At 42.1% G+C, this 26,006-nt stretch carries 21 protein-coding genes and 1 pseudogene; 13 read left to right on the forward strand and 9 right to left on the reverse strand.

Annotated features, from left to right (window positions below):
• Nucleotides 1-110 precede the first annotated feature (110 nt).
• From GSF13_RS12685 to GSF13_RS12695, 3 genes are all read left to right on the forward strand, one after another.
• Nucleotides 111-2,084: a UvrD-helicase domain-containing protein gene (locus GSF13_RS12685; protein WP_211868623.1), complete on the forward strand. Its 1,974-nt coding sequence runs from the start codon at nt 111-113 to the stop codon at nt 2,082-2,084.
• Between the two features lie 86 nt (nt 2,085-2,170).
• On the forward strand, nt 2,171-3,460 hold the full coding sequence (locus GSF13_RS12690; RefSeq protein ID WP_211868625.1) for a Glu/Leu/Phe/Val dehydrogenase: 1,290 nt from the start codon (nt 2,171-2,173) through the stop codon (nt 3,458-3,460).
• 169 nt (nt 3,461-3,629) lie between these two features.
• The gene (locus tag GSF13_RS12695) at nt 3,630-4,601 is read left to right on the forward strand and encodes a RimK family alpha-L-glutamate ligase (protein WP_010375495.1); all 972 of its coding nucleotides are present in this window, start codon (nt 3,630-3,632) and stop codon (nt 4,599-4,601) included.
• Nucleotides 4,602-4,646: 45 nt separating this feature from the next.
• On the opposite strand, the gene GSF13_RS12700 is transcribed toward GSF13_RS12695, so the two are convergent.
• A complete protein-coding gene (locus tag GSF13_RS12700; RefSeq protein ID WP_211868627.1) occupies nt 4,647-6,665 on the reverse strand; it encodes a response regulator in 2,019 nt (672 codons plus the stop codon).
• Between the two features lie 166 nt (nt 6,666-6,831).
• On the opposite strand from GSF13_RS12700, the gene GSF13_RS12705 reads away from it, so the two are divergent.
• Together GSF13_RS12705 and GSF13_RS12710 are read left to right on the forward strand one after the other, a co-directional pair.
• The gene (locus GSF13_RS12705) at nt 6,832-7,989 is read left to right on the forward strand and encodes an endonuclease/exonuclease/phosphatase family protein (RefSeq protein WP_174170954.1); all 1,158 of its coding nucleotides are present in this window, start codon (nt 6,832-6,834) and stop codon (nt 7,987-7,989) included.
• A gap of 106 nt (nt 7,990-8,095) precedes the next feature.
• Entirely contained in the window at nt 8,096-8,506 is a 411-nt protein-coding gene (locus tag GSF13_RS12710) for a hypothetical protein (protein ID WP_017218873.1), read from the forward strand.
• Between the two features lie 35 nt (nt 8,507-8,541).
• Here GSF13_RS12710 and GSF13_RS12715 read toward each other — a convergent pair whose 3' ends face one another.
• On the reverse strand, nt 8,542-8,748 hold the full coding sequence (locus GSF13_RS12715; protein WP_010606500.1) for a DUF2897 family protein: 207 nt from the start codon (nt 8,746-8,748) through the stop codon (nt 8,542-8,544).
• A 145-nt stretch (nt 8,749-8,893) separates the two neighbouring features.
• On the opposite strand from GSF13_RS12715, the gene GSF13_RS12720 reads away from it, so the two are divergent.
• A complete protein-coding gene (locus GSF13_RS12720) occupies nt 8,894-10,228 on the forward strand; it encodes an ankyrin repeat domain-containing protein (RefSeq protein ID WP_211868629.1) in 1,335 nt (444 codons plus the stop codon).
• A 94-nt stretch (nt 10,229-10,322) separates the two neighbouring features.
• On the opposite strand, the gene GSF13_RS12725 is transcribed toward GSF13_RS12720, so the two are convergent.
• From GSF13_RS12725 to GSF13_RS12745, 5 genes are all read right to left on the reverse strand, one after another.
• Complete coding sequence (locus tag GSF13_RS12725; protein ID WP_010606502.1) at nt 10,323-10,760, reverse strand: DUF2069 domain-containing protein; 438 nt, start codon at nt 10,758-10,760, stop codon at nt 10,323-10,325.
• Nucleotides 10,757-11,308, reverse strand: coding sequence for an NAD(P)H:quinone oxidoreductase (gene wrbA, locus GSF13_RS12730; protein WP_010606503.1), 552 nt, complete (start codon nt 11,306-11,308; stop codon nt 10,757-10,759). Before wrbA ends, GSF13_RS12725 begins: the two co-directional genes overlap by 4 nt.
• The gene (gene arsC / locus GSF13_RS12735; protein WP_010606504.1) at nt 11,308-11,655 is read right to left on the reverse strand and encodes an arsenate reductase (glutaredoxin); all 348 of its coding nucleotides are present in this window, start codon (nt 11,653-11,655) and stop codon (nt 11,308-11,310) included. Before arsC ends, wrbA begins: the two co-directional genes overlap by 1 nt.
• Before the next feature lie 120 nt (nt 11,656-11,775).
• The gene (locus GSF13_RS12740) at nt 11,776-13,227 is read right to left on the reverse strand and encodes a M48 family metalloprotease (protein ID WP_010606505.1); all 1,452 of its coding nucleotides are present in this window, start codon (nt 13,225-13,227) and stop codon (nt 11,776-11,778) included.
• A 1-nt stretch (nt 13,228) separates the two neighbouring features.
• Nucleotides 13,229-13,894 (reverse strand): hypothetical protein, encoded by a 666-nt coding sequence (locus tag GSF13_RS12745; protein ID WP_010606506.1) that lies wholly within the window; start codon nt 13,892-13,894, stop codon nt 13,229-13,231.
• Nucleotides 13,895-13,959: 65 nt separating this feature from the next.
• On the opposite strand from GSF13_RS12745, the gene GSF13_RS12750 reads away from it, so the two are divergent.
• Together GSF13_RS12750 and GSF13_RS12755 are read left to right on the forward strand one after the other, a co-directional pair.
• Complete coding sequence (locus GSF13_RS12750; RefSeq protein WP_010375515.1) at nt 13,960-14,211, forward strand: hypothetical protein; 252 nt, start codon at nt 13,960-13,962, stop codon at nt 14,209-14,211.
• Nucleotides 14,204-15,270: pseudogene (locus GSF13_RS12755) on the forward strand (AI-2E family transporter). The gene GSF13_RS12750 and the pseudogene GSF13_RS12755 overlap by 8 nt, the downstream one beginning before the upstream one ends.
• Nucleotides 15,271-15,320: 50 nt before the next feature.
• On the opposite strand, the gene GSF13_RS12760 reads toward GSF13_RS12755, so the two are convergent.
• The gene (locus tag GSF13_RS12760; RefSeq protein ID WP_211868631.1) at nt 15,321-16,358 is read right to left on the reverse strand and encodes a LacI family DNA-binding transcriptional regulator; all 1,038 of its coding nucleotides are present in this window, start codon (nt 16,356-16,358) and stop codon (nt 15,321-15,323) included.
• Between the two features lie 382 nt (nt 16,359-16,740).
• Here GSF13_RS12760 and pgi point away from each other — a divergent pair, with 382 nt between their 5' ends.
• The 4 genes from pgi (at nt 16,741) to GSF13_RS12780 (ending at nt 24,228) form a co-directional block, all read left to right on the forward strand.
• The gene (gene pgi, locus GSF13_RS12765) at nt 16,741-18,387 is read left to right on the forward strand and encodes a glucose-6-phosphate isomerase (RefSeq protein ID WP_102056570.1); all 1,647 of its coding nucleotides are present in this window, start codon (nt 16,741-16,743) and stop codon (nt 18,385-18,387) included.
• Nucleotides 18,388-18,672: 285 nt separating this feature from the next.
• Complete coding sequence (gene zwf, locus GSF13_RS12770) at nt 18,673-20,142, forward strand: glucose-6-phosphate dehydrogenase (RefSeq protein ID WP_102056571.1); 1,470 nt, start codon at nt 18,673-18,675, stop codon at nt 20,140-20,142.
• On the forward strand, nt 20,142-20,852 hold the full coding sequence (pgl, locus tag GSF13_RS12775) for a 6-phosphogluconolactonase (RefSeq protein WP_010606511.1): 711 nt from the start codon (nt 20,142-20,144) through the stop codon (nt 20,850-20,852). Before zwf ends, pgl begins: the two co-directional genes overlap by 1 nt.
• Before the next feature lie 724 nt (nt 20,853-21,576).
• Nucleotides 21,577-24,228 (forward strand): TonB-dependent receptor, encoded by a 2,652-nt coding sequence (locus GSF13_RS12780; protein WP_095729955.1) that lies wholly within the window; start codon nt 21,577-21,579, stop codon nt 24,226-24,228.
• 16 nt (nt 24,229-24,244) lie between these two features.
• Here GSF13_RS12780 and GSF13_RS12785 read toward each other — a convergent pair whose 3' ends face one another.
• Nucleotides 24,245-25,237, reverse strand: coding sequence for a cupin-like domain-containing protein (locus tag GSF13_RS12785; protein WP_095729956.1), 993 nt, complete (start codon nt 25,235-25,237; stop codon nt 24,245-24,247).
• Between the two features lie 64 nt (nt 25,238-25,301).
• Here GSF13_RS12785 and GSF13_RS12790 point away from each other — a divergent pair, with 64 nt between their 5' ends.
• Nucleotides 25,302-26,006 (forward strand): SapC family protein, encoded by a 705-nt coding sequence (locus GSF13_RS12790; RefSeq protein ID WP_010606514.1) that lies wholly within the window; start codon nt 25,302-25,304, stop codon nt 26,004-26,006.

The raw sequence follows: 26,006 nt of genomic DNA on the forward strand, positions 1-26,006 counted from the left end.
TTGAGTCGCACAATCTGTTAGCTAGGTATTAGATTAGTTCATTGAAATTAATAAAAAATTAATAGCGATGACAAAATTTCATTAAGCGCGTTTTTGGGTTTCGTGCTAGCATGGCTGCAACGGAATTACTTTGTCTGATTGACCAATTGATAGCATTACATCTCTTTAGTCGGCTGTTTTATGGGGTACGTGGTGCCAAATGTACGAAAGAAGGCCTCCACCTTAAGTCGAAATCTGCTGACAGTTTCATCCCCTTTAGCGCTATGACAGTTCCACCAGTACCTCAGCGTGCTTGGCTTGCTCAAAAAGTCCTGATCAAACAGGGTCACGAGACCTATGTGTTAAGTGTTAAAAATCAAGGTGCAGATGAGTTAGTGCAACAATTGCAACGACTGTGGATTTTACACCATGGCAAGCACTTGCAAGTCAAAGTTCGTAAAATTGAGCTGTTATTAACACGCCGATATCTTAGCCATCATAATCAAAGTCTGGTGCGTCATGTTTGCAGTACCTTATGGTCCAGCTGGCAGCACCTAGATGACAATATCGTGCCAAGTTCGTTAAAGTCTCAAGTGGCAACAGTGCGAGAAATTGCACTTTGGAATGAGCGTGAGGTTGCGGAATTTCAGTCTGCTTTTGTCGAACACTACTTGGCAAAAGACGCCAACTATTTTGACAGCATTGAATCAAATCCCCTTACGCTAGCTCAGCGTAAGGCTTGTGTGATCCAGGATGACAGGCAATTACTGCTTGCTGGCGCAGGCACGGGTAAGACAAGCGTTATCAAGGCCAAAGTTGGGTATCTTTTGCATCGTAAATTAGCTCAGGCGAATGAGCTGTTATTGCTTGCGTATGGTAATGATGCCGCGACGGAGATGCGTCAGCGCTGTCAGCCTCTCTGTAATACCTTAAATTGCTCTACCTTTCATTCGCTTGGCATGCAGATCATCGAAGCGGTTACCGGGGAAAAGCCAACAATTTCAAATCTAGCAACGGATAAAAAACTATTTAAACAATTTATTGCAGACACCGTGCAGTCGTTGCGACAAGAAAGCCACTTTGAGCGAGATTTTGCGCTATTTCTGAAAAGTTCGAGCACACAGCAAGCGTCACAGGCAATAGACCTGATAAGTCAGGTATTGCCATTGATGAAGCATGCTCAAATAATGGGGGAGGTTGAGCAACTGCTGACGCAATTTAGCAATCAAATGAGTGTGATCATGCCAGTTCTTGCGGAATATCAGCTGTATTTAAGCAATGAATCTAGCATCGATTTCGATGACATGCTGGAGCGGGCTATTTATTACGTAGAGTCTGGTCAGTTTATTTCACCGTGGAAGTTCATCATGGTCGACGAATTTCAAGACATCTCCCGTGTGCGGGCAAAGCTCATTCAGGTGCTGCTAGATAAAAAAGCCGGCTCGCAATTGTTCGCCGTTGGTGATGATTGGCAGGCTATTTATCGCTTTAGTGGTGGCGATATGCGCCTAACAACCGAATTTACTCGCTATTTTGGAAAGTCGACGACCACATACTTGGATAAAACATTCCGTTATCCTCAAACCATTTTAGACACGGCGAGTGAGTTTATTTGCCGCAATCCAGAACAAATAACCAAGCATATCACTTCTCATACCACAGGCGTGGCAGGGCAGGGGGTGGTGAAAGTTATGGTGGATGACGAATTGTCGCAGGCGCAACAACTGCTCAATCATATTGAGCAGCGCAACGAAGGGAAAACTTCCGTTGCCTTACTGGCAAGAAATCACAGAGCATTACCTGATAAATCAAAGATTGCGCAGTGGCGGCAGCTCTATCCAGAGCTTATTATTTCACATAACACCTTTCACGGTGCCAAAGGGTCTGAAGCAGACTTTACGATAGTATTTGGTCTCAAGCATAGAAACTTTCCGTCACAGGTAAAAACGCCAGCATTTGTCGATGCGCTTTTACCTGCACAAGGGGCATTTCCCGACGCAGAAGAGCGACGCTTATTCTATGTGGCGTTAACTAGAGCGAAGAAACAATGCTTTTTATTAGCACCAAATGATACACCTTCCTACTTTTTAGAGGAAATCGCATAATTATTAATCCCTGTTGATGGACTTGATCTTTTTGCGCCAGGCACTCATACAATTACTTGTTGAATTAAAAAATAAGCGAGGAAAGGATGAGTACGGATCTACTAAAAGACGCGTTGAAAAGATTAAATCATATAGTCGAAAAAACAGGAATTAACGAGTCTACCTATCAAGCGTTAGCCCAGCCTCAAAGAACGCTGTCGAGCAACATTTCAATTCGTCGTGACAACGGTAAGCTTGATTATTTTAAGGCGTATCGTTGTCAATACAATGATTTGCTAGGCCCAACAAAAGGCGGAATACGCTTCCATCAAGAATCTGATATGAGTGAGGTGCAAGCTTTAGCCCTTTGGATGACACTAAAGTGTGCGGCGGTTGGCGTGCCATTTGGCGGTGGTAAAGGTGCTGTAACCGTTGACCCTAAATCACTGAGTCCCATGGAGCTAGAGCGCCTTGCTCGAGCATATATTAGAGCTAATGCTGATTTTATTGGACCCAATCAAGATATTCCCGCACCGGATGTGTACACCAATGCCAGGATCATGGGTTGGATGATGGATGAATACGAGAAAATCATCCGTAAAAAAAGTCCTGCCGTGATCACTGGTAAACCGCTTATTTTTGGAGGGAGTGAAGGGCGAGAGTCCGCCACGGGTCGCGGTGCATTTTTAATGATAGAGCGGCTTAGTGAAAAAAATAATTGGAATAAAGCGGAACAAACGGTAGCTATTCAAGGCTTTGGTAACGGTGGCTATCACTGTGCAAGGCTGTTGCAGCAAGCGGGTTATAAAGTCGTTGCAGTAAGCGATTCAAAAGGCGGGATTTACTGTAAAGATGGCTTAGATATAGAAAGCATTTATCAAGAAAAGCAACGCAATAAGGCGCTTAAAGCCGTGTACTGTGATGATTCAGTATGTGAAAGCGTTGAACATAAAATGCTGAGTAATGAAGAGCTGCTTGCGCTGGATGTGGACATTTTGGTGCCCGCAGCACTATCCGGCGCAATCACCCGAGATAACGCCAAAGCAGTATCAGCAAAATATATTGTCGAAATTGCCAATGGACCCATTGAGGCGGACGCCGACGAAATCTTGCATGAACAGGGCGTGATAGTTATCCCTGATATTTTAGCTAATGCCGGCGGCGTCATCGTAAGCTATTTTGAGTGGTGTCAGAATCGCCAAGGAGAGGCTTGGGACGAGCAAACTGTGCAAGATAAATTGGCGCAATATTTATCGAATGCATTTGAAGCGGCGTGGCAGCTGCGAAGTGATGAAGGGCTTGAAATGCGAGATGCCGTATACAAACTGGCATTAAAACGTATTGAGAGCGCCTTGGAAGCCCACGGGACACAATCTTACTTTGAAAATCGTGAGTAGTTTTTTAGATTGTGTCGATAAATTTATTTTGCTGTACTGTTTTCTGGTGAGTCCACATAATCGCGCTTTTGTTTGGGGGCCGGTGATACACGAACCAGCTTAGGTGTTTTCACTTAACAATTCGTGTCAACAGCGACCCTCTTATTCCGCTACTCAAGGGGCAATTCGTATGCGCGGTTGGATCATTTACAAAGACTCTGCCAGTTTGTTAAAACCTGAAATTTATGAAATAGATAGATTGATGGCGGTGGCAAAGGAAGAAGGTATTGATCTTCAAGTTTACTCACCTGATCAATTCGATCTATTGGTAACTAGAGAAGATGAAGAAAGTATTCTAATCGATGGTCAGCCGGTTGCGTTACCTGACTTTGTACTGCCGCGTATGGGTGCAGGCACGACTTACTTTACGCTTGCGATTATCCGTCACCTTGAGCGTTTAGGCGTACATTGTTTTAACTCTTCGCAGTCTATCGAAACTGTAAAAGATAAGCTGTATGCGCAGCAGATCCTTGCAGAGCAAAACTTACCAACACCAAAAACCATGTTGGTTAAGTTCCCTGTAAATATTGAACTGGTAGAGAAGCAAATTGGTTTCCCAGTGGTGATTAAAACGCTATCAGGCTCGCAGGGCAGCGGCGTATTTTTGTCAAAATCACGCGGTGAATTTGATGATTTGATGCAACTTATTGAAGCAACAAATCCAAAAGCAAATATCATTTTGCAGCGTTTTGTGAAGTCGAGTCATGGTCGAGACTTACGTGTATTGACCATTGGCGGCCGTGCTGTCGCTTGTATGGAGCGTAATTCTGGCGGTAAGAACTTTAAGGCCAACGTAAGTTTAGGTGCAAAAGGTAGCCCACACCCGATCACCCCTGAAATCGAATGGCTAGCAACACAGACCGCTAATATCCTGAATCTAGATGTTGCTGGCATCGACTTATTATTCGATGAAGAGCATTTTAAAATTTGTGAAGCAAACTCAAGTCCAGGTTTTGAAGGGCTAGAACAGGCTGTAGACATTGATGTGGCGAGAGAGATTTTACACTTTATTCGAATTCGCTTAGGGATCTTTAATCGCACTGGTCAATCAAAGAAGAGCAGTAACGGCACTAAAGCGAGCAAAGAAAAAGCAGCGGAATAATACCGCTACGTCATAACAAGAAAGGAGCTAGGTCAAGCTCCTTTTTTATTGCGTGAAGGGCTCAAGCGCGCTTCTTAGTGCGTCAAGCTGAATAGGCTTAGACAGAAAGTTATTCATGCCGGCCTCATAACAGGCTGCCTTATCGGACTCTGAAGTATTGGCGGTCAACGCAATAATATGTGGTCCTTGGCGTTTCTCTTTTGACAGCCTACGAATACTACGAGTGGCTTCAAAGCCATCCATAATCGGCATGACGCAATCCATAAACACAATATCAAAGGTTTTGTCTTGGCATGATTTTACGGCTTGCTCGCCGTTATAAACTTTGTCGATGTGAGTTGCACCAAACTGATTCAGTAACTTTTCCATCACCAGTACGTTGATTTGATTATCATCTACAAGCAGGATTTTACATTCTGATAAGGAAATATGCTGCTCTTCAGTCTTTTGCTCTTGTACGTCGTTGGTCTCGTCTGCAAACTCTATTGGGAAGGTAACGATAAAGGTACTTCCTTTACCCAACTCACTTTCTACCTGTACTTCGCCTTGTAACAAATTACAAAGCTCAAATACGATTGAAAGGCCAAGACCAGTACCACCAAAATGCCGACTTACACTGACATCGCCTTGGCTAAATGGCTGAAAAAGATGTACTTGATTGGTCTTAGCAATCCCTATGCCTGTGTCTGAGACACTTAATTGTAGAACCGGTGAAGTTTCACTTCCCAGCACGTCGGCATAAATATCGATACTACCCGTTGGTGTAAATTTGATGGCGTTACTCACGAGGTTTGCAATAATTTGTTTAACTCGCGTCGGATCTGAATAGAGCCAATTTGTACATTTTTTATGAATATGGAAGTTGATTGCAAGCCCTTTTTCGCGACAGGCTGGACTGTACAGGCCTACAACTTGTTCGACTAACTGATGAAGATCAAACGGAGTATTGTCTAGCTTCAGGTTATTACTATTTAACTTACTGAAGTCTAATACGTCGTTTATTAATGTGATCAACATATCTGCACTGTTGACTGCGACGCTCAGGTTGCTCTTGATTTCTTTTATGTCGGTTTCTTTTCTGCACGCTTGCAGCATGCCGACTAATCCGTTCAGCGGGGTTCTTAATTCATGGCTGATTTTGGCGATAAATTCACTCCGGGTTTTAAGAAGTTGCTCCGCTTCTTCGCGCTTTTGATCCAATGCAATACGCATTTTGACTTGTTCATCTATATCTTGAATGGCTCCAAAAACCCGAACGCATTCACCATTTTCATATTCACCTTGACCGTGAGAGGCGACCCACTTTTCGTTGCCGTTGGCATCAATAATAATGGATTCTATGTCCCATTTGGTTTTGGAGGTGATGGCGTCGTCTATGGCTTGTTTAATGTTTCCTTGGTGAACGCCGGGTTTATAGAAGCTGATGGCATTGTCGAGTGTCGGTGTAAAGTTATCATCAACGCCATGAATGAGTCGCGTTTGTTGGCTCCAATACACTTTGTTCTTTTTAAAGTCGACTTCCCATGAGCCAATATCAGCAAGACGGCTCATCGCTGCTAATGCTTGTGAACGGTGTTGTAGCTTTTTTAACGCCTTTTGCCGAGAAATTTCAACACCAATCCATTGACCTAATAAACTCACGTAATCTAAGTGTTCTTGACTGAACGCTTGGGCTTTGGCACTAGATGCGGAAAAGTTGACGGTACCATAGCGTTTACCATCAACAATAATCGGCGCACCAATGTAGCTCTCTAGGCCAAAGTTTGCGTAGCAAGGGTGAGTGGCAATTTCGCTGATACCAGCGTGATGAAAAGACAGTGCGCTGTCAGCTTGTAAAGTGTGCCAGCAATAGGTGTTTGCCAGTTCGAAATCCGTACCTACCAACAAAGAATTATCTGGGGTGATCACATGCCTTACTGTGTATATATCAGCCTGAATTTCACTGACGATTGCAATATCAAGCTCAAACACATCGAGGCCAAGTGTCAGCAGCGCCGTCACTTTTTCTTCAAATGTGGTGTCTTGGTTTGTGGTGATGAGGTGTAATCGTTTTAAAATACTCACAAATTTCACATTGGCAGTACAAGGCAGTTAATCACTTAACTTTAACCGCTCTTTGCTAACTTGCCAACATTAAATCGTTTGAATCTGTCGAGATAATTTCCGTTTTTCAAAGGATTATGAATAAAATAGTCGACGCGGGATTTTCACAATTTTTTAAGGCAAGTCTATGAAATACGTAGGTCTACTTTTTTTATTAATGACAACGGTCGTAAGTGCACAAACACTTCGTGTTGCTACCTTTAATGTCAGTATGGAAGCAACGAACTATCAACAAAAAGGGCAAGCTCTGGACTCTCAAAAGCTCAGTAAACTGCTACAGAATGGTCAACATCAACAAATCAGAAATATTGCAGAAATCATTCAGCGTGTTCGCCCAGATGTGATTCTACTTAATGAATTTGATTACATCGCTGAACCAAATAAAGGTGTACAGGCATTTGTAAATAACTATCTAGCACAACCTCAAGCGGATCAGCAGCCGATATCGTATCCTTACTTTTATATTGCGCCAGTCAATACTGGATTACCAACACCGTATGATTTAGATAATGACGGCAAGCAATCTAGTTATGGCGGTGATGCCCAAGGGTTTGGTTTATATGAGGGGCAATATGGGATGGTTGTACTGTCAAAGTACCCGATTAAAAAAGAGCAGGCCCGAACTCTGCAGACCTTTCTTTGGAAAGATATGCCAGACCATAAGGTCACAACAGACCCTGTGACGAAACAGCCTTGGTATAGTGAGCAAGAGTGGCAAAATTTGAGACTAAGCTCAAAATCTCACTGGGATCTGCCAATTGAAGTGAACGGTAAATTATTTCACCTGCTGGCGATGCATCCAACGCCTCCAGTTTTTGATGGTGAAGAGGATAGAAATGGCAACAGAAATCACGATGAGATCCGCTTAATGGCCGATTATATCGACCCTAAACGTAGCCAGTACATTTATGATGATAATGGCGTTAAAGGTGGCCTTAAAAATGATACACGGTTTGTCATTGTCGGTGATTTAAATGCTGCCGATACAGGGGATAAACATAGACCTGGTGTGATAGAACAATTATTAGATAACCCTAAAGTATTCTCGGACTTAGCGCCAACGAGTAGAGGCGGAAGTGAACATAGCAAGGAAAGTGCGAGTCGCAGTTATACCGCACATTGGGGGGCACGCGTAGATTACGTACTACCATCCAAGTTCGGCTTTCGAGTACTTAGCAGCGGGGTTTTCTGGCCAAGCAAAGAAGATGAATTATTCCGTTTAGTGGAAAGTCGTCATGCCAGCTCCGATCATCGCCTAGTTTGGGTGGACGTGGAAGTTAAGTGAGCTCAGTGATTGGTCAACCGTGTCGCTTACTACAAATTTAAACAATGACTAACGGAACTAAACCGAAATAACCTCTAAGCTTGCGCTTAATGAATAGGAGAGTGTGATGAAAAGAATTCTATTAAGTGTTGGTTTAGCGGTTTGGTTATCTGGGTGTGCTCATCATGATGATGTGCGTCCATCGTCTGATGGTGTGCATAATATTATGTTATTTTCCGACAGCCGTGATGCGGGTAGTAAAGAAGCATTAAAGCAGGCTAGACACTATTGCAAACAAGCTGATATGGTCGCGTATGTTGTGAATCTAGATATCATTTATAACAGCGATACGCCTGAGAGTACTTATATCACGCAAAAAGGCGTAGCTAACGCCGTTGAGGCTGCCGGTATGGCGATGTGGATTTTTGGTCGAAATAGTGTTGATGATGCAGGGGCTGCAATGACCATAGGTGGAGGAATAGCCGATGGTGCGCTCGGTAAGCCTTATGATGTGCGATTAAATTTCAAATGTGGATGAATGATTAGTCAGCACGTCTAACGTCGCAACATGCTTCAATCTTCATCCTTTTTTGGATTGTTTTGAGGCGTGTTGTTTTTGGATGTTACTTTATCTTTGTCAAAAGGTGCCGTTTGCTCGTCTATTTTCTTTTTCATTTCAAATTTGGCGGAATACTTTAACAACGCAATATTGCTCCAAATCACCCCTAACACGCCAGCAATGATCAAGACCACTTGCCATGTTTCTAATTGATTGCCCATTCTAGCTCCTCAAAAAAGCCCTATTTTTTAAATTTGTCCTGAAATAGGTGAGCATTTTAGCGCGACTGTTGATATTATTCACCACCTAGTCATTTCGCGATAATTATGCTGCATATATTTACATTCTGAGGATAATAGCGCATTCATGGAACAAGTGTTAATTTGGCCTGCTCAGTATCCCATGCTGTTAAAGGGGTTAATCGAACAAAACGGTGCTTACATTCTAGATGCCATAGAGGCATGGCCGAATTGCCAACAAATGAAAGATGAGCAGGGCGTAACGACCACTGTTCTACCTCCTTTATTTTACCTCGCTTGGTTACGACCGCTAGAGCCGTTCGAAGCCTGTTATTTTCAGCATATTGATGACTATGACGATAAACAGCGTCAATACGTTAATAGCGTAATTCAACACATTGAGGAAAATGATACTGATCAGGATGAGCTAATAAAAACACTCATTCAGCGTCTTGGCCAGTACTCTAATATTCAAGCTCAGGTGCAAGAGCAAAGCTTATCGTTTGTAGAGTTGCTCTGTGACAAACATTATGAAAAAACGCTGATATGGCTACTGGAGAAAGGGCTTAAGTTTAGCGCGAAAGAAATTGTTTCTCTGTGGTGCAACAGCTCGGAGGCAACACATGCGGCACTATTGACTCATATTGATACTTGTCTGCTTGACCGAGCAGCCACGGCTAAACTAGCAACAGATAGTTTGCTGGATGGACAGCAGACTTTTGAGCTGCTTTGCACTATGTGTGACAAAGATGAAGTAACGGGTCTTTTGGAACAAGCGCTATTGTTCCAGCTAACCCAACAACAGGTGAAGCAATCAGCGATTATCACCTTAGTCACGCAGGGCGCGACAGGAACTGCGAGAGATAGCAGTGGGCGCTCAGCTATTATGTTAGCGGTTGAAAATGGCTTCGTGAGCGCGGTTGAAACCATGTTGCCGCACCATAAAGTAAATGAATTGGACGAATCGGGCAGGAACTTAATGCACTATGCGGCGGCATCGAACTCTGCAGCTATGATCGAAATGATTTTTGAACATGGTGATGACCCGACGCTTGCGGATATTCATGGCGACACCCCATACCGTGTGGCTATGAAAAATCAGGCGCTTACTTCTAAGCAAACATTTGAGCAGCACGGTATTATCGAGCTTTCTAATGAGGCAAAGTATCAAAAAATAAAAACTGTCCATATTCTTTATGCCTTTGCTGCTATTTTGCTACCGCTGCAGTTATTTTTATTCTTTACTGATGAGGTGGATGAAAAAACCATCGCAACACTTTTCACTACGGCAGCTTCTATCGCAATTTTTGTTTTTGCGAGGCGTAAACGCAGCAACCCTCTATACCCAAACAGCTCAACGCCTTGGTCACTGATCGGGGTAAATGCGTTAGCATGGCTTAGTATTGGTGTGCAGGTATTGTTTTCAGTATTGGTGTTGATAGCCGTACTATCGTTGCAGTAGCTTACAGTAACGAACTAAGCTGACGGATTGATGCTAAAAAGCGCAGTTACTTCATTGAAGACTGCGCTTTTTTAATGGAGTTATGCGAGCGAGATTATGACTCTTTATGCTCGTGCGCTGCCTTTTCGTCAGCAAGGTCTTCTTTTAACTTGCGGATCTTCAACCCTAACTCTTGGCCTCTGTGTCTTGCATAGTAAGTGCAACCAATAAACATGGACGTTGCAAAGCCAATCTCAAGCAGGACTAACAATAGCTCGTCTGGAGATGTCCATAAAAGGGTAAAGCCGTGGATAAAATAAAACATTACGACAAAGTTTGCCCACGCATAAGTGTATGGCTTATCTTGTAAAATACCTTTAAGCGGGAGTAATAAAGGTAAAACGTACACCACAAAGACAAAGCCCAAGCTGTAACCTTCTCTTGGTGCAAGCACGAAGAGCCACAGTGGCATCAGGATCAAAAGACCAAAATACCCGACTAGCGCAAAGCGTTGAAAGCGTCTAGTGATGGGCTTTTTTGCAATTTCATTCATGTTAACTTTTCCGCGACGCGTAGCAGTCGACTCGCTGCTGCACGACAAATTTTGATTTCTGTTTGAGTGAGTGAAGCATTGTTTTGGCTGCCCGCAACATGTGTTGCACCGTAAGGCGTTCCGCCCATTTCGGTCGCCAAAAGCTCTGGAACATCATAGGGGATACCTAACAACATCATGCCGTGGTGTAATAACGGTAAGGAGAGGTTGAGTAGGGTAGCCTCGTTGCCACCGTGCATACTGCTTGAAGACGAAAATACGCAGGCTGGTTTATCGATGAGCGTGCCTTTAAGCCACAAATCGCTGGTGGTTTCCCAAAACGCTTTCGCTTGGGCTGCCATCATGCCAAAGCGTGTTGGAGTACCGAACGCTAACCCGTCGCATGCTACTAAGTCTTGCTTTGTTACGATCACATCATGGTCTTGGCGCTTCTCAAATACGCGCACTATGGCTTCACCACCTTGTGACACTATGGTGTCTGCAAATTCGTGCGCCATATTCGCCACAGAGCCATGACTGGAGTGGTATAAAATAAGAATTTTACTCATTACAGGATATTAAGCACCGACTCTGGAGGCCTGCCAATCGCCGCCTTATCACCTTTAACAACGATAGGACGCTCAATCAGTTTAGGGTTTTCAAGCATGGCAGTGCGCAGTGTCGCTTCATCCGACTCTTTCGATAGTCCAAGCTCTTTGTAGAGCGTTTCTTTGCTACGTACAAGCTGATGAGCAGAACTAAATCCAAGTTTAGAAAGTAAATTAGCCAAAGTGTCACTATCGATTGGCGTCTTTAGGTATTCAATAACGGTAGGATTAACGCCATTGGACTCTAGTAAAGCTAGGGTTTCACGTGATTTTGAACAACGCGGGTTGTGATAGATTTCTACTGACATGATTTCGCTCTAATTCGTAATGTAAACGGATCATAGCTTAATGTAGAGATGACGAAAAGCGATGTGCAAGAAAATTGGCTTAAATACGTTTCTACTATCGCTGTAAGCAATCGCCAAGCATCACAGCTTAGCGATTTCTTTTTGCATATTACGGTATTGGCTAAGTAGCGCTTTTAATCTGGTACGCTTGATATCTTCGTTATCTTCGACATGATTGAGTGCACGCTGGACTTCGTCTGCTGCTTTATTAAATGCACCATATTGGGCATAGACACTCGCTTTTGACTCATGGTAAGCCGCCTTGTTTTCTTGGGCTTCATAGGCTTGTGTGAGTAAATCACGGGCGAGAATATGATCCGGTTTCTCAAGCAAAAAGATCTTAAGCAATTGCTCGGCAACTTCATACTGTTTTGCTTTTATTGCGGCATTGGCATAGTTTAGTGTGATAACTTGGTTATTGGGTCTAAGTTGGTGTTGAGCTTGAAGCATCTCAACCGCTTTGCCAGAATGCTCTGTCGCAATTAAATAATCGGTATACACATCAAGATAAAACAGGTTATTCGGATCTTTTTCTAACAACTCATCCAATAGTTTGCCAGCTTCCTCGTAGTTTTTTTGATCGAGTAACGTAATTGCTAACCCGTATTGTAGGGCGCGCTTGTCGAGCTCTGCTGAGTGCTTTAGAGCGTTTCTGAAAAAGGCTTCACCAGCATCTTCTGAATAATAGTATCGTGCAAGCACACGGCTTTTAGCTAACGCGTAGGAAAGGCTTGAGGGATAATGCTTTTTCTCGAATTGTTGTGCCCTAAGCCTAACGTCCGATACTCGACTGTCGGGTAACGGGTGCGTAAGCAAAAATGCAGGGGGCTTATTTTTAAAACGAATTTGATCCGAGAGCTTAGTTAAAAACTCACTGGCCGCATAGGGGTCAAAGCCGGCTTTATGTAGTGTATTCATACCAAATCGGTCGGCTTCTTGCTCGGCTTTTCGGCTATGCGTTAGTTGGTTCAACGATGATTGCGTTTGGCTTGCGGATAAAATGGCGATACCCGCATCTGGGGCAACTACGGTTGCCAAAATACCAGTAATAAGCCCCGCTATGGTCAAGGCGCTGTTGTCTTTTGCGTTTTGTACGCGGCGTGCTAAATGACGTTGGGTAACGTGCGCAATTTCGTGGCCAATAACGGATGCTAATTGACTCTCATTATCGGATTGCGCAATGAGTCCCGTATGTACACCAACGTGGCCTCCATAAAAAGCGAAGGCATTAATATCTTTGTTATTAATCCAAAAAAAGGTAAATGGAAAGCGTACATCATTAGCATTGGCGACGAGGCGATTGCCTAGGCTGGTTAAGTACTCTTCAAGTACCGGATCGCCAACCACTGGGGAGCGCGAGCGCAGCTGCATCATCATGACTTCGCCGATCGCTTGTTCTTTTTCAATAGGTAGTACTTGGAGAGCTGAAGTGCCTAAATCTGGTAGTTTCAGTTCTGTTTGTGCAATAGCGCTGCTTGATGCAGCGAGCGCAAATGTTAAAACGATTGAATTTAATAGGGGTTTTAACCGCATTTTAATCCCTTTTAAGGTCTTCTCCGAGCATGATCCTAGCTAAGTCGACTTCATCATTGCATGCTCGAGCATCTTTTTCACAAAGTTGGTAAAAATCTTTTATTGAGACCCCTGCAACACTAGTGATGTTCAATTCTTTTTGCAAAAACGTCACTGTCATATGCAGCACTTTGTGCGCATGAAGTATCAGAGCTTTGTCAGCTATATCACCGCGTTCAAAGTAAAACGCAATGAATTTATGGAGCTGGTTGATGCGCAGTAAGTTTTTCATCGTATGCGGATCCCATACTCGAAACTCCAAAAAACGATTGTCTTTAACATAGGCATCAATCTTGGTGCCTTTGGCTATTGGGTAAGCCCAAAGCTCAAAACCTCTGTCAGTAAATGCTTGATGTAACGCGATTTGAGGTTTATTGTCACAGTGAATTATGCCACTGTCATCTTCATAACCACCTAATAGTTCTATATTCCAATTTCGCTTATCTAGCAAACGCTTTACCGCATTGTCAAAGCCGTGATGGAGCAGACCTTCACATTCACTTACCGCTGAGGCGACAAGGTGATAAAAAGGCGGAAGTTCACCCCAATTAATTTGCTTTTTGTACCAATTTATTTCTTTTAGTGTTGGATTGGCTGGCAATCGGGCCTTATTATTAACGCCTGGCATTAAGATTCCCAAGAAGTAGAGTATGCTATTAAGAATAAACCATCAACGCCTTGAGGGCTACCGCATTGAGTGATTTGTGTGGAGACAAGACGACAAAATTTGTACATGATCTACGAGAATTTACCTGTCCTGCATTATTTGTTCAGTTTAAGTGGCGGTTAAAGCGCCATGACTATACTCTAGGCAAACTAAAATTGCTGATGAGTCAGGATCAGAGCTTGTTAGATATCAAAAAGTATTTGGATGGTAACTCGGTGAGTTACCAAATTATTGAAATTGAAAGCGGTGAAGTGTGTTTGGAGATCATGGATGTTTGAGTTAGTAAAAGCGTGGTACATCAAAAAGTTTTCAGATCCACATTCCGTCACGCTATTGTTGATGCTAGTTGCCACAGTTGCTTTGCTGTACTTTTTTGGCAGTTATGTCATGCCGGTACTGGTCGCAATTGTGATCGCCTATTTACTTGAATGGCCAGTGAATAAGCTCACCCGAGTGACTGGCAGTAGGATGTTATCAGCAGTAGTCGTAATGGCGGTATTTGTGGGCGTCGCTTTGGGGCTGGTATTTGGTATCGTTCCTGTTCTGTGGCAACAGTTAAGTAACTTGCTCCAAGAAAGTCCAACCATGGTAGAAGAGGGTAAGGACTTCCTTTTACATTTACCTGAATACTACCCGACGCTGATCTCTACAACTCAGGTACAGGCAATTGTGAGCTCTGTGGAAAGTAAATTGCTAGAGCTTGGCGAAGTTATTGTCTCAGCCTCATTAACCTCATTAAAAGACGTTGTCGCATGGATGATTTATTTGGTCTTAGTGCCACTGCTTGCTTTTTTCATGTTGAAAGACAAGTCAGAACTTACATCTGGAGTGTCAAAAATTATACCTAAGGACAGAAAGCTTATTTCACAAGTGTGGCATGAGATGGACCAACAAATCATGAATTATATTCGTGGTAAAGTTTTTGAGATTGTCATCGTTGGTGTAGTGAGCTTTGTGACCTTTTCTATTTTGGATTTACGCTATGCCGCATTACTGGGGACATTGGTTGGACTTTCTGTACTTATCCCATTTATTGGTGCTGCACTCGTTACCTTACCCGTTGCCGCAGTAGCTTTGTTTCAATTTGGTCTAGCGCCAGAATTTTGGACCATTCTCATCGCGTACGGCATTATTCAAGCATTAGATGGTAATGTTTTAGTGCCGTTATTGTTTTCAGAAGCTGTGGATCTTAACCCTGTTTATATTATTGTTGCAGTATTATTTTTTGGTGGTTTATGGGGTTTTGGGGGGTATTCTTTGCTATTCCACTTGCATCTCTGGTCAAGGCGCTGATCAATGCATGGTCGAGTAAGAGTGAAGAACTATTGGTGAAATAGTGAAGTTTTTTTGATGTTAGTCGGCTCATGAGCCGACTATAAATAAGTAGTTATTGTGTGACTCTACTCGTGCTTTCACGAACCACCATGCTCGGTGTGAACACATGTGAGACTTCTTTATCATTTTTTCGATGTCCACGTGTTTTAGAAAACAATAGACGCGCAGCATGTTCAGAAATAATGTTGTTAGCCTGATGTGCAGTCGTAAGCTTTGGCCAAGTTTGACGGGAGAATGGAGAGTCCTCAAAGCCACTGATAGACAATTGACCCGGGATCTCTATATTCATCAGCCGCGCAGCAAATAAAGCCCCAGCGGCTACCTCATCGTTACCACCTAAAATCGCAGTGATTTGGTTTGGATTGCCATCTGCCAGCAGTGCTTTAGCGCCTTTTACCCCTGATTCAAATGAGTAAGTACCGTGATAGAGCAGTGTATCATCTTGTTTTATATCGTGGGCTTTCAGCGCATCACGATATCCAGCTAGCCGCTCTGCAGTTGATTTATGCTCTTCATCGCCAAGTACAAAAGCAATTTTGTTATGTCCAAGTTGGATCAGGTGCTCGGTAATTTCATAGGCTGCAGCGTAATCATCAACAAAGATACAGTTATTTGCGCTGTTCTCCGCTTCTTGCGCTCGGCCTGAAAGTAGACGCACGTAATGTATGCCCAGCTCATCTAGCATATCAATAATGGCTTGTTGCTCGGATAGAGGAGGAGTCAAAACCAAACCTGCAAGACGTGAGCGTTTGATCATAGTGACGAATTCTTCGGCCATATTTTCCGAATTGGATTCACAGGGGTGGATGACGAGCTCATACCCTTCATCTCTACAGCGAGATAACACCCCGTTTTGCATATCAATGACATAATACGCATTGGGATTGTCGTAGACCAAGCCAATTGCAAATGAAGAAGTACCAGCTAAGTTTCTTGCAGCAATATTAGGCTGATAATTAAGCTCTTTGACAGCCTGCATTACTTGATCGTAGGTTTTTTTTCTAACCGAAGGTTCTTTATTGATTACCCGCGATACGGTTTTCATAGATACGCCAGCTAGCTTGGCAACATCATTAATAGTGACTTTCATGTAGTTGTTCTTCTATTTACAGGTCTGTATCGATCATTATTAAGCACAGAGGAATAGTAGCGCTTTATGTATGCAGAAGCTAGCGCCCAATTTCTGTGATATTTAGCCGCTAAGGCGACCATCGGCTTAATAAAAGGATCATCTGTTTTTCTTAGTCTATCTAATAAGTACAGAATTTAGCACTACAATTCGCAGAAATAAATGAATGATACCGGTGTCAAAAATTTTATTTTAGGTTATTATTCGCAATGTAAAATTGAAAAGAAGCAATTTGACAGCGTTGTCATTTTGACATAATGTGCTTGTTTAATAATGTTTCTTTGTTGTTACTAACTGAAAAGTAAGGTAACTAACAATCACTTACGTCTTAGGGGAATATGTAATGGGTGGTCGTGTAGATTTGGATAGTTGGCAAAAGCTCAGTAGTTCTGCGCAGCGAGTAGAGCAGCAGCATTTAAAAACGATGTTTGCAAACGATGCACAAAGATTTGAAAAGTTCTCTCGTCAAATCCCTGGTGTGTTGTTCGACTTTTCCAAGCAACGCATTGACGACCAAACATTCTCTGAAATGATGCAGCTCGCAAAAGAGAGCGATATCGCGCTTTGGCGAGAAAAGATGTTTTCTGGTGAAAAAATAAATATCACCGAAGACCGAGCGGTTTTACATACGGCGCTGCGTAACCGAGCAAATACACCTATTTATGTGGATGGTGTAAATGTTATTGAGCAAGTCAATGCGGAATTAGAAAAACTACAAGCATTTAGTAACCGAGTTCGTTCAGGTGAGTGGCAAGGGTATACAGGCAAAGCTGTAAAAGATGTGGTTGCGATTGGCGTTGGTGGGTCTAACTTGGGCCCGCAAATGGTAACTGATGCGCTAGCCGCGTATGCAGATGACACGCTAAACGTGCATTATGTTTCGAATGTTGACGGTGTACAGATTGCTTCAGTACTAAAAGGCTTGGACGCAGAAACAACCCTGTTTGTCGTGTCATCAAAAACCTTCACAACCTCTGAAACCATGACCAATGCAAAGACTGCCGTTGAGTGGTTTTTGAATGCTGCAAATGATAGAGCGGCAATCGCCAAGCATTTTGTTGCGGTGAGCACCAATCTTGAGAAGACCAGAGCGTTTGGTATTAGCGATGACAACGTGTTTACGATGTGGGACTGGGTTGGCGGTCGTTTCTCGCTTTGGAGTGCAATCGGATTACCAATCGCACTTTATTTAGGCTTCGATAAGTTTGTCGAAGTGCTTGAAGGTGCATTTGAAATTGATGAGCACTTTAAAACGGCAAACAACAAAGACAATATTCCACTGTTGATGGCGTTACTCAGCGTTTGGAATACCAGCTTCTTAGGATATCAAGCACAAGCAATTTTGCCTTATGATCAGGCGCTTCATATGCTGCCTGCGTATTTACAACAAGGTGAAATGGAAAGTAACGGTAAGCATGTTACTTTTGCAGGAGAGCAGGTAAACTATACGACTGTGCCAATTATTTGGGGCATGACGGGGATAAATGGCCAGCATGCTTTTTATCAGTGTTTACACCAAGGTAATGTGATTGTACCGGCTGATTTTATCGCTTCAATTGAACCGCAAAACAAAGTAGGCCAGCATCACGATATTTTACTGTCTAACTTCTTTGCGCAAACGGAAGCGATGATGGCGGGTGTAGATGCACAGCAGGTTCGTGAAGATTTAACGGCTAAAGGTAAGTCGGATGCGGAAATCGACAAGTTGATCCCGCATAAAATACACCAAGGTAACCGTCCAACCTCTTCATTTATCTTAGATAAGGTAGATGCAAAAGCTGTGGGCCGACTAATTGCCTTGTATGAACACAAAATTTTCTGCCAAGGCATTATTTTGGATGTGTGTTCATTTGACCAGTGGGGTGTTGAGCTTGGTAAAGGGCTTGCTTCAAATATTGAAGCTGAGCTAACGCAAGAAGGCGTTACTAACCCGCATGATAGCTCAACGGCGGGTCTAATCGCTTATTACAAGCAAAAGAGAACAAATTAATACTTCGAGTGGAACTGGAAGTAAACAAAATACCTTTGAACGGGTAGCGCTGGAGTACTTAGAACCTGTATTTTTGTGAGAGGAAATACAGGTTTCTAAGACTCATTTATACCAACTTACTTAATCCCTCAAATTGAGCAGGTATTAAGTCGAATTGATATTACTAGTGCATTGCAATCGAAATCATCACCCGTTACACAATGAGTTTGGTAGGCTTTGGAGTGGCTCCAAATCGAATAAACACTGCGTGCTTGTAGTGCACGCCTAACCTAATGAGAGTGAATTATGCTTAATCCTTTTGACATCGTAATTTTTGGTGGGGGAGGCGATTTAGCACTTCGCAAACTCCTACCTGCTTTGTATCGTGCATATCAAGAAGGTAACTTACCTGAAGGCACTCGCATCTTACCGACCGTTCGTGAACAAAACAAACAACAAGAATTTATCGAAACGGCACATATCGCATTACAAACTCACCTTGGCAAAGGCGAATACAACAAGAAAGATTGGTCCGCATTTGAACAGTTTTTAGTGCCTGTGGTAGTCAACGTTACAGAAGAAGATGAACACTGGGATACGCTAAAGAATATTTTAGCTGATGGGGAAGATAAGTCTCGTGTCTTCTACTTGTCACTTCCTCCAGCGGTTTATGGTCGTTGTTGTGAGTTATTATCAATCAAAGGGCTAATCACAGAGCAATCACGTGTAGTTGTTGAAAAGCCTATTGGTTACTGCGGTAAATCTGCAGAAGAAATTAATGCCAAAATCGGTGAGTTCTTCTCGGAAGAGCAAGTATTCCGTATCGATCATTACTTAGGTAAAGAAACGGTTCAAAACCTGATGGCGCTTAGGTTCTCAAACGCACTGTTCGAGAATTTATGGGATGCTAAAGCCATAGATAATATTCAGATCAGTATCTCTGAAACGGTAGGTCTTGAAAGCCGAGCTGGCTTCTACGACAAAGCGGGCGCGCTTCGTGATATGGTGCAAAATCACTTATTGCAACTACTTTGCTTGGTTGCGATGGAGTCACCACATAAACTTAATGCCAACAGTATTCGCACTGAAAAGCTTAAAGTATTAGAAGCGCTTAGACCGCTAATTGACTCAGATGTAGATAATAATGTTGTGCGTGGTCAATATGTACCAGGCGACCTTGAAGGTAAGCTGGTACCTGGTTACCTAGAAGAGCTGGGCGAAGGGTCGAGTAAAACAGAAACATTTGTTGCTATTCGTGCTCACATTGATAACTGGCGTTGGTCTGGTGTGCCTTTCTATTTAAGAACAGGCAAGCGTATGAAAAAGCGTTGTGCTGAAATTGTGGTTGAGTACAAGCCTGTTTCTCATAACGTCTATGGTGATGCGGCGGGTCCAATTCAGCCAAACCGCTTGGTGATAAGATTACAGCCTGAAGAAAGTATTCAATTAACGCTAATGTCTAAGCGTCTAGATAACCTTGAAATGCAACTAGAGCCAGTGACGCTAAATATCTCATTGAGTGAAAAGTATAACAATGGCTATCATTCAGATGCATATAAGCGCTTAATGCTCGACGCAGCTGCAAATAACCCAGCTTTATTTATTCACCGTGACGAAGTACGCCAAGCGTGGCAGTGGGTTGATCCAATCATTGAGCGTTGGCAGAGTAAAGGGACTCCGTCACTTTATCGTGCTGGCTCTTGGGGTCCAGAAGATGCCGATGAACTGCTTGAAGAAAACAAACATGTTTGGTTCAATGCGGGAGAGCAAGCGTAATGGCACAGTTAACAGAAAGAAACTTCAACTCGAAAGACGAAATGACAGCAGCGCTTGCAGAGCTACTTCAAACTGGGCTCAGTCAAGGTATTGAGCAAGACGGTGAAGCGGTGTTGCTAGTGTCTGGTGGTTCATCACCGGCTCCAGCGTATCGTTACCTTTCTGGTGTTGAGCTTGGCTGGGACAAAATTACGGTTGCTATGGTTGATGAACGTTGGGTCGAACCGGATCACGAAAAGTCTAACGAAGCATTTATTAAGTCGACATTACTGAAAGACAAAGCGGCAAATGCTCGATTTGTGACAATGAAGAATGCAGCAGTGTCAGCACTAGAAGGCGCTGATCTATGTGAGTCTGCTTATGCAGCGTTGAAAAAGCCGTTTGATGTAACCATTTTAGGAATGGGGCCGGATGGTCATACCGCCAGTTTATTCCCAAGTGCAAATGGCCTAGAACACGCATTAACGACCACAAACACTGTGTGCGCAATTAATGCTCATCAAAGCGAAGTGACAGGTGAGATCACCGAGCGCATGAGTTTGTCTTTGGCAGGAATAGCTAATTCTAAGGCGGCTGTTTTATTGATCTCTGGTGATGAAAAAAAAGCGGTGTATGAAGCGGCAAAACAACCCGGCTCAGAGTATGAAGTACCACTGCGTGCTGTATTAAATCATCCTGATATTAATTTGACCGTATTCTGGTGCCCGTAACCTAAGATCATAGGTACTAGAAATAGTAGAAGGTAAGGTTGGCGTGGTAGCTGGCCTTACCTAGATTATTTGAGTCAACTGATTGAATACCTCTGGACATTAAGCTCGAAGCGACAATACTTCTTACTTCTTACTTCTTACTTCTTACTTCTTACGAATAAAAGCAATAAATTTTACTGATTCAATATACGATCATTAGAAAATCAACAAGTCCCGTAATTGGGTATTCAAATTTGTGCAAAAGATAGTGATAACTAACTCGCTAATCTTAGATTTCATAAGCCTTTGTCATAAAAATTTCTCTTAAAAGAACTAGACAGTACTAACAGATAAATCTATAATGACAGCGTTGTCATTGATATTGATTCTCATCTTTAGCTTCTGCCCAAGCTTGATGAGGGAATTGAATACACATCCCCTTATGTGTATTCAGATAATTAAAATGTCCCTTTATTGAGACAATTCCATCTTAAAACCCTACAGCAGCAAAATTTTTTGTGCTATTCTCCAATCGTTTTTGTAACAAACCATATCTTGGTCATATTTAAATTTATATTTATCAATAAGATATATATCTATATGAATATTTTTTGAATAACAGGCCAAAAAAATTGTAGCGAATATGTAATTTAGGGTGTATGGTTTGTTATTAGATGACAGCGTTGTCATCATCACTGGGCAGAAGTGATTTAAAAAACCAACAAAATGATTCAAGGGGAATCCTGTGTTAGCTAATAATTTCAAAAAAAGCTTACTTGCAGTTAACGTCAGCATCGCACTAGGTGCGGGCTTTTCAGGCGTTGTAGTTGCAGAAGAAAGTCAAAATCAAGTACAAGAAAACGTAGAAGTCATTGAAGTTCGCGGTATTCGCGCTTCCAGTAAGGCGGACATTAATAACAAAAGATTCGCAAACGCTGTTGTTGATTCGATAACAGCAGAAGATATTGGTAAGTTTCCGGATAAAAACGTTGCGGAATCTCTATCTCGTATTACTGGTGTAGGGGTTAGCCGTGAGTTTGGTGAAGGTGAAAAGATTACTGTTCGAGGTTCAGATCCAACTAAAAACCGCACTCTATTGAACGGACAAAATGTTGGTACAGCTGACTGGTTTATCTTGGATAACCCTTCTCGTAGTTTCAACTTTACAATGCTTCCGTCTTCATTGGTAAGTAGCTTGGAAGTATATAAATCTCCTGAAGCGCGTATTGATGAAGGCTCAATTGGTGGTACAGTAATTCTAAATACACGCAAGCCTCTTGATTTGGATTCTGGTACTGTTCAGTTAAGCTTGCAGAGCCAATACTCAGAAGTAGCGGAAGAACATGATCCATCAATTGAAGCACTTTATTCATGGAAGAATGAAAGTGAGCAATTTGGTATTTTAATTTCTGGTTCAAAAGCTGATCGTACAGTTCGTCGTGAAGGTTTTGAGGTACTTGGTTGGGATGTTCAAGGTGATGGAACTTATACACCTCGTACTATGGGGGTTCCTGTTTTCCGCCAAGATCGTGAAAGAACAACATTTTTCAGCTCGATTCAATTTGCACCTTCCGACGATTTCAGTGCGACTTTAAACATACTTGATTCAAATATGGATGTGAATAATACCAATTCAAACTTTCTATTGATGAATCCTGGGTCAGAGGCCGAGCTTTCGTTTAGTGATGGCAACGCATTAAAAGGCACTGGCGGTGGTGATGTTCGTTGGAATCATATCAACCGTATCTCAAGCACGGATACTAATTCAATTCATTTAGACATTGACTTTGCAACGGATTCATTCTCAATGAATGTGGAGCTTGGTACGACTGAAGCCGAGGGTGGAACATTAAATGAAACTTCTTGGGAATACGGCGGGCAGGGAGATTACAACTTTGATCTAACTGATGGTACTCCAACAGTAAACGCTGGTATTGATGGTACGGACCCTTCTAAATTTAACGGTGGCTGGATCTGGGGTGGGAATAAACCAACAACAGATGAAGAGTCTTATGCTCAGGTAGACTTTGACTTCCCGGTCGAACTTGGTGCGTTTACATCAATTAAAGTTGGTGCAAAATATCGTGATCACAAACGCACGCAAGACAGAAATGCCTACAGTTGGCATTGGGGTTTAGCTAACGATGGTGAGAGTGATAATTACATGAACCAGATCTTGGCTAATCAATGTAGTACGCTTGCGGATTGTGACCTTTCTAGAGGCACTGATACTGTTGGTGCTGACGTTGTCAATGGTGATATTACTCAACAGTTGATACACAACAGTGATCGTATGTTGGAATTAGGGTTAGGTCCAAATGCTTCCTATGCAATTCACAAGAATTTACCAGAAATATTTGAAGTAGCTGAGCAAAAAACGGCTTTCTATGTTCAGGGTGATTTCTCTGGAGAAAGTTTCCGAGGCAACATAGGTGTAAGGGTTGCTAAGACTGAGCAAGATTCTGCTGGTTATTTGTTCTCTTCAGATTCTTGGGACTTATTAACTGTCAAAAACCCTGGCCTCAATGGTGATTTAACACCTTCTACATTAGAGTGGAAAACTGAGTCACGTAGCTACACCGAGATTTTGCCAAACTTCAATTTATCTTATGACTTAGCTGAAGATCAAATTGTGAGGTTGTCTGCGGCACGAACGATGGCGCGTCCTAATTTCTTTGATATTTCACCAATTACCGCACCTGGCGATCTTGGTGAAGATAATCCAACTGCACAGGCTGGTAATCCAAATCTAGATCCACAAGTAGCTAACCAGTTTGATGCTGCTTGGGAATATTACTTCGGTGATGCATCGTTACTTGCAATAACGCTATTCTACAAAGATATTGAGAGTTACCAAACATCTGGTACTTCGAGCCAAGAGTTTTATGATCAAGAAACTCAACGTTGGGTTCCTGTAACTGTTACTCGGCCTGAGAATGGGGCAGGGGGAACAACAACGGGTTTAGAAGCCTCTATTCAACATAGTTTTGACAATGGTTTTGGTGTATCAGCAAACTATACTTATACTGATGCTAATAATGATGGTGAAAGAGATGTCCTAAAACCGGGGTCTGGCTTAGTAATGGGAGCCTCTGAGAATATGTTAAATATTTCAGGTTACTATGAAGATGATCTGTTTGCGGTTCGAGCGATGTATAACTACCGTACAAAATGGTATAAAGGTTTACACTCTTCAGGTACGGAGCTTTGGAATGATGACTATGGCCAGTTGGACTTTAGTGCGACATACAACGTAACTGAAAATATCTCATTAGTATTTGAAGGTATTAACCTGACTGATGAAGAGGTCATAGAATATAATACTGATGAAGCAAGAGTATTATCTATATACCAGAATGGTCGTCGATTTGTACTAGGTGCAAACTTCCGTTTCTAATATTATTAAAATGCCGCTATTTAGCGGCATTTCTTTTTAATAATATGTCTTCAACTTTTCTTATTTCTTCCTGACTATTAGAAAGAATGCCTTTGTATGTTTTGTCAAAGACATCTTCTTTTCTATCGAAAACATAGTGTTTGAATACTTCTTTCCAGGCATCTCTCTGATATTTTGGAAGTGCTCTAATGGTGAGAATTGCGTGGATTAAACTTTCAGTAGATGTTAGCTCGGATGCAGTTTTATTTTCCCACCAATAGTTTACTAGAATATTAGCTCTTTCATGTGATTTAACATTATGCCACCACATAGGTGGGATATATAAGGCCTCACCCACTTCCAGTTCTGCAATTTGGACATCTTTATGTACGTTCTTAAACTTAGGATATTTGCTCAAATCAGGCTTTTCGAAGTCGACAAGGCTAATAGCAGGCCCTGTTATGGCGCGATCTATCGGGGCGACATAGATATTAGGGATTGCATTTGGAGGGAGTAAATAAAATGTTCTTTTACCACAAACATTCAATGCTATGTTATGAGAGGTGTCGTAATGCCCAGGAACTGTTGTTGCTGTTCCAATCCATATTCTGGGAGAAATTTCAGATAGAAAATTTGGAGATGGATTTTGTGTAAGAAAAGATGGTAGGCATTGCTCTATTAATGCGCTTTGAACTGCAATGTCTTCACTGTGCTCATCTCGCTTTTCAACAATCAATCTTTTTAACACTGCTTTGAGTGGAACTTGAAATTTTTTGAATGTGAATCTTTCGTAATCTTCGCTTGCGTAGCTGATTAGTCCTTTATGTTTAGATTCGATTAATAAAGTATCTACCAATTTCTTAGAAGCAATGCTAAGTAACTTTCTAAGTAAATGTGATGGAGAATCTTTTGCTAACTCAACATATGGCCAGTCTTTAAATAGTTCTGATATTATTATCGGAGAATTATTGTTCTCAATGAATGTCTTTAAGTCTTCAACATCTGATGGTTTTATTTTTTGAATTTTCATGGTTTTAAATTGTATATTTACATGCTAATTTAATTGTTACTTTAACATATTAATTGAGTGTGTAATGTCAGAAAAATATGAAATCATTGATGCGGGAAAACATAAAAAATTTTATGCTAAGTTAGATACTGACTTATTGCATTCGAAAGAGCGGCACTTGGTGGTTATAACACCAAGTGAAGTAGCAAAAGCAGCGCTGAATTTTCCTATTTGTTTCATTAAGTCTGGTGGCGATGCTAAATTCCAAATGATAGCAATTCTTGGGCTTGAGACCGGAAAAAATGCGTTTTATCGTGGTAATAGGTTTGAATCGCCATATATCCCTCAACATTTAGTGAAGTATCCATTCGTCCTAGCAAAAACCTCAGATGAAAAGACATATTTGGCAATTCACGCTTCGGCATTAAATAGTTCAGGGATTGGAGAGCCTTTGTTTCAAGATTCGGGTGAACTTTCGGACTTTCTTAAGTTAAGACATTCGCAATTAGAGGAGTTGTATCGTCAAGATGAGTTGTCGTTTCAATTTGTTAATCGTTTGTCCGAACTTGGTTTGTTGACGGAGTTTAGTTTTAAGTTTGATTTGGGGGATGGTGAGAAGAAAGAGATTGGGGGACTATATTCAGTCGATAGGGAGCTTCTAAATTCTCTCGATGATGAATCTCTATTGTCTTTGCAGAAATCAGGCATGCTAGAAGCAGTACACGCACATTTACTATCGCTGGGTCAGCTTCAAAGAGTTATTGATTTATCAGCCACGGCTAATCATTGA

This window comes from Pseudoalteromonas sp. M8 (assembly GCF_018141365.1).
Taxonomy (GTDB): Bacteria; Pseudomonadota; Gammaproteobacteria; order Enterobacterales; family Alteromonadaceae; genus Pseudoalteromonas.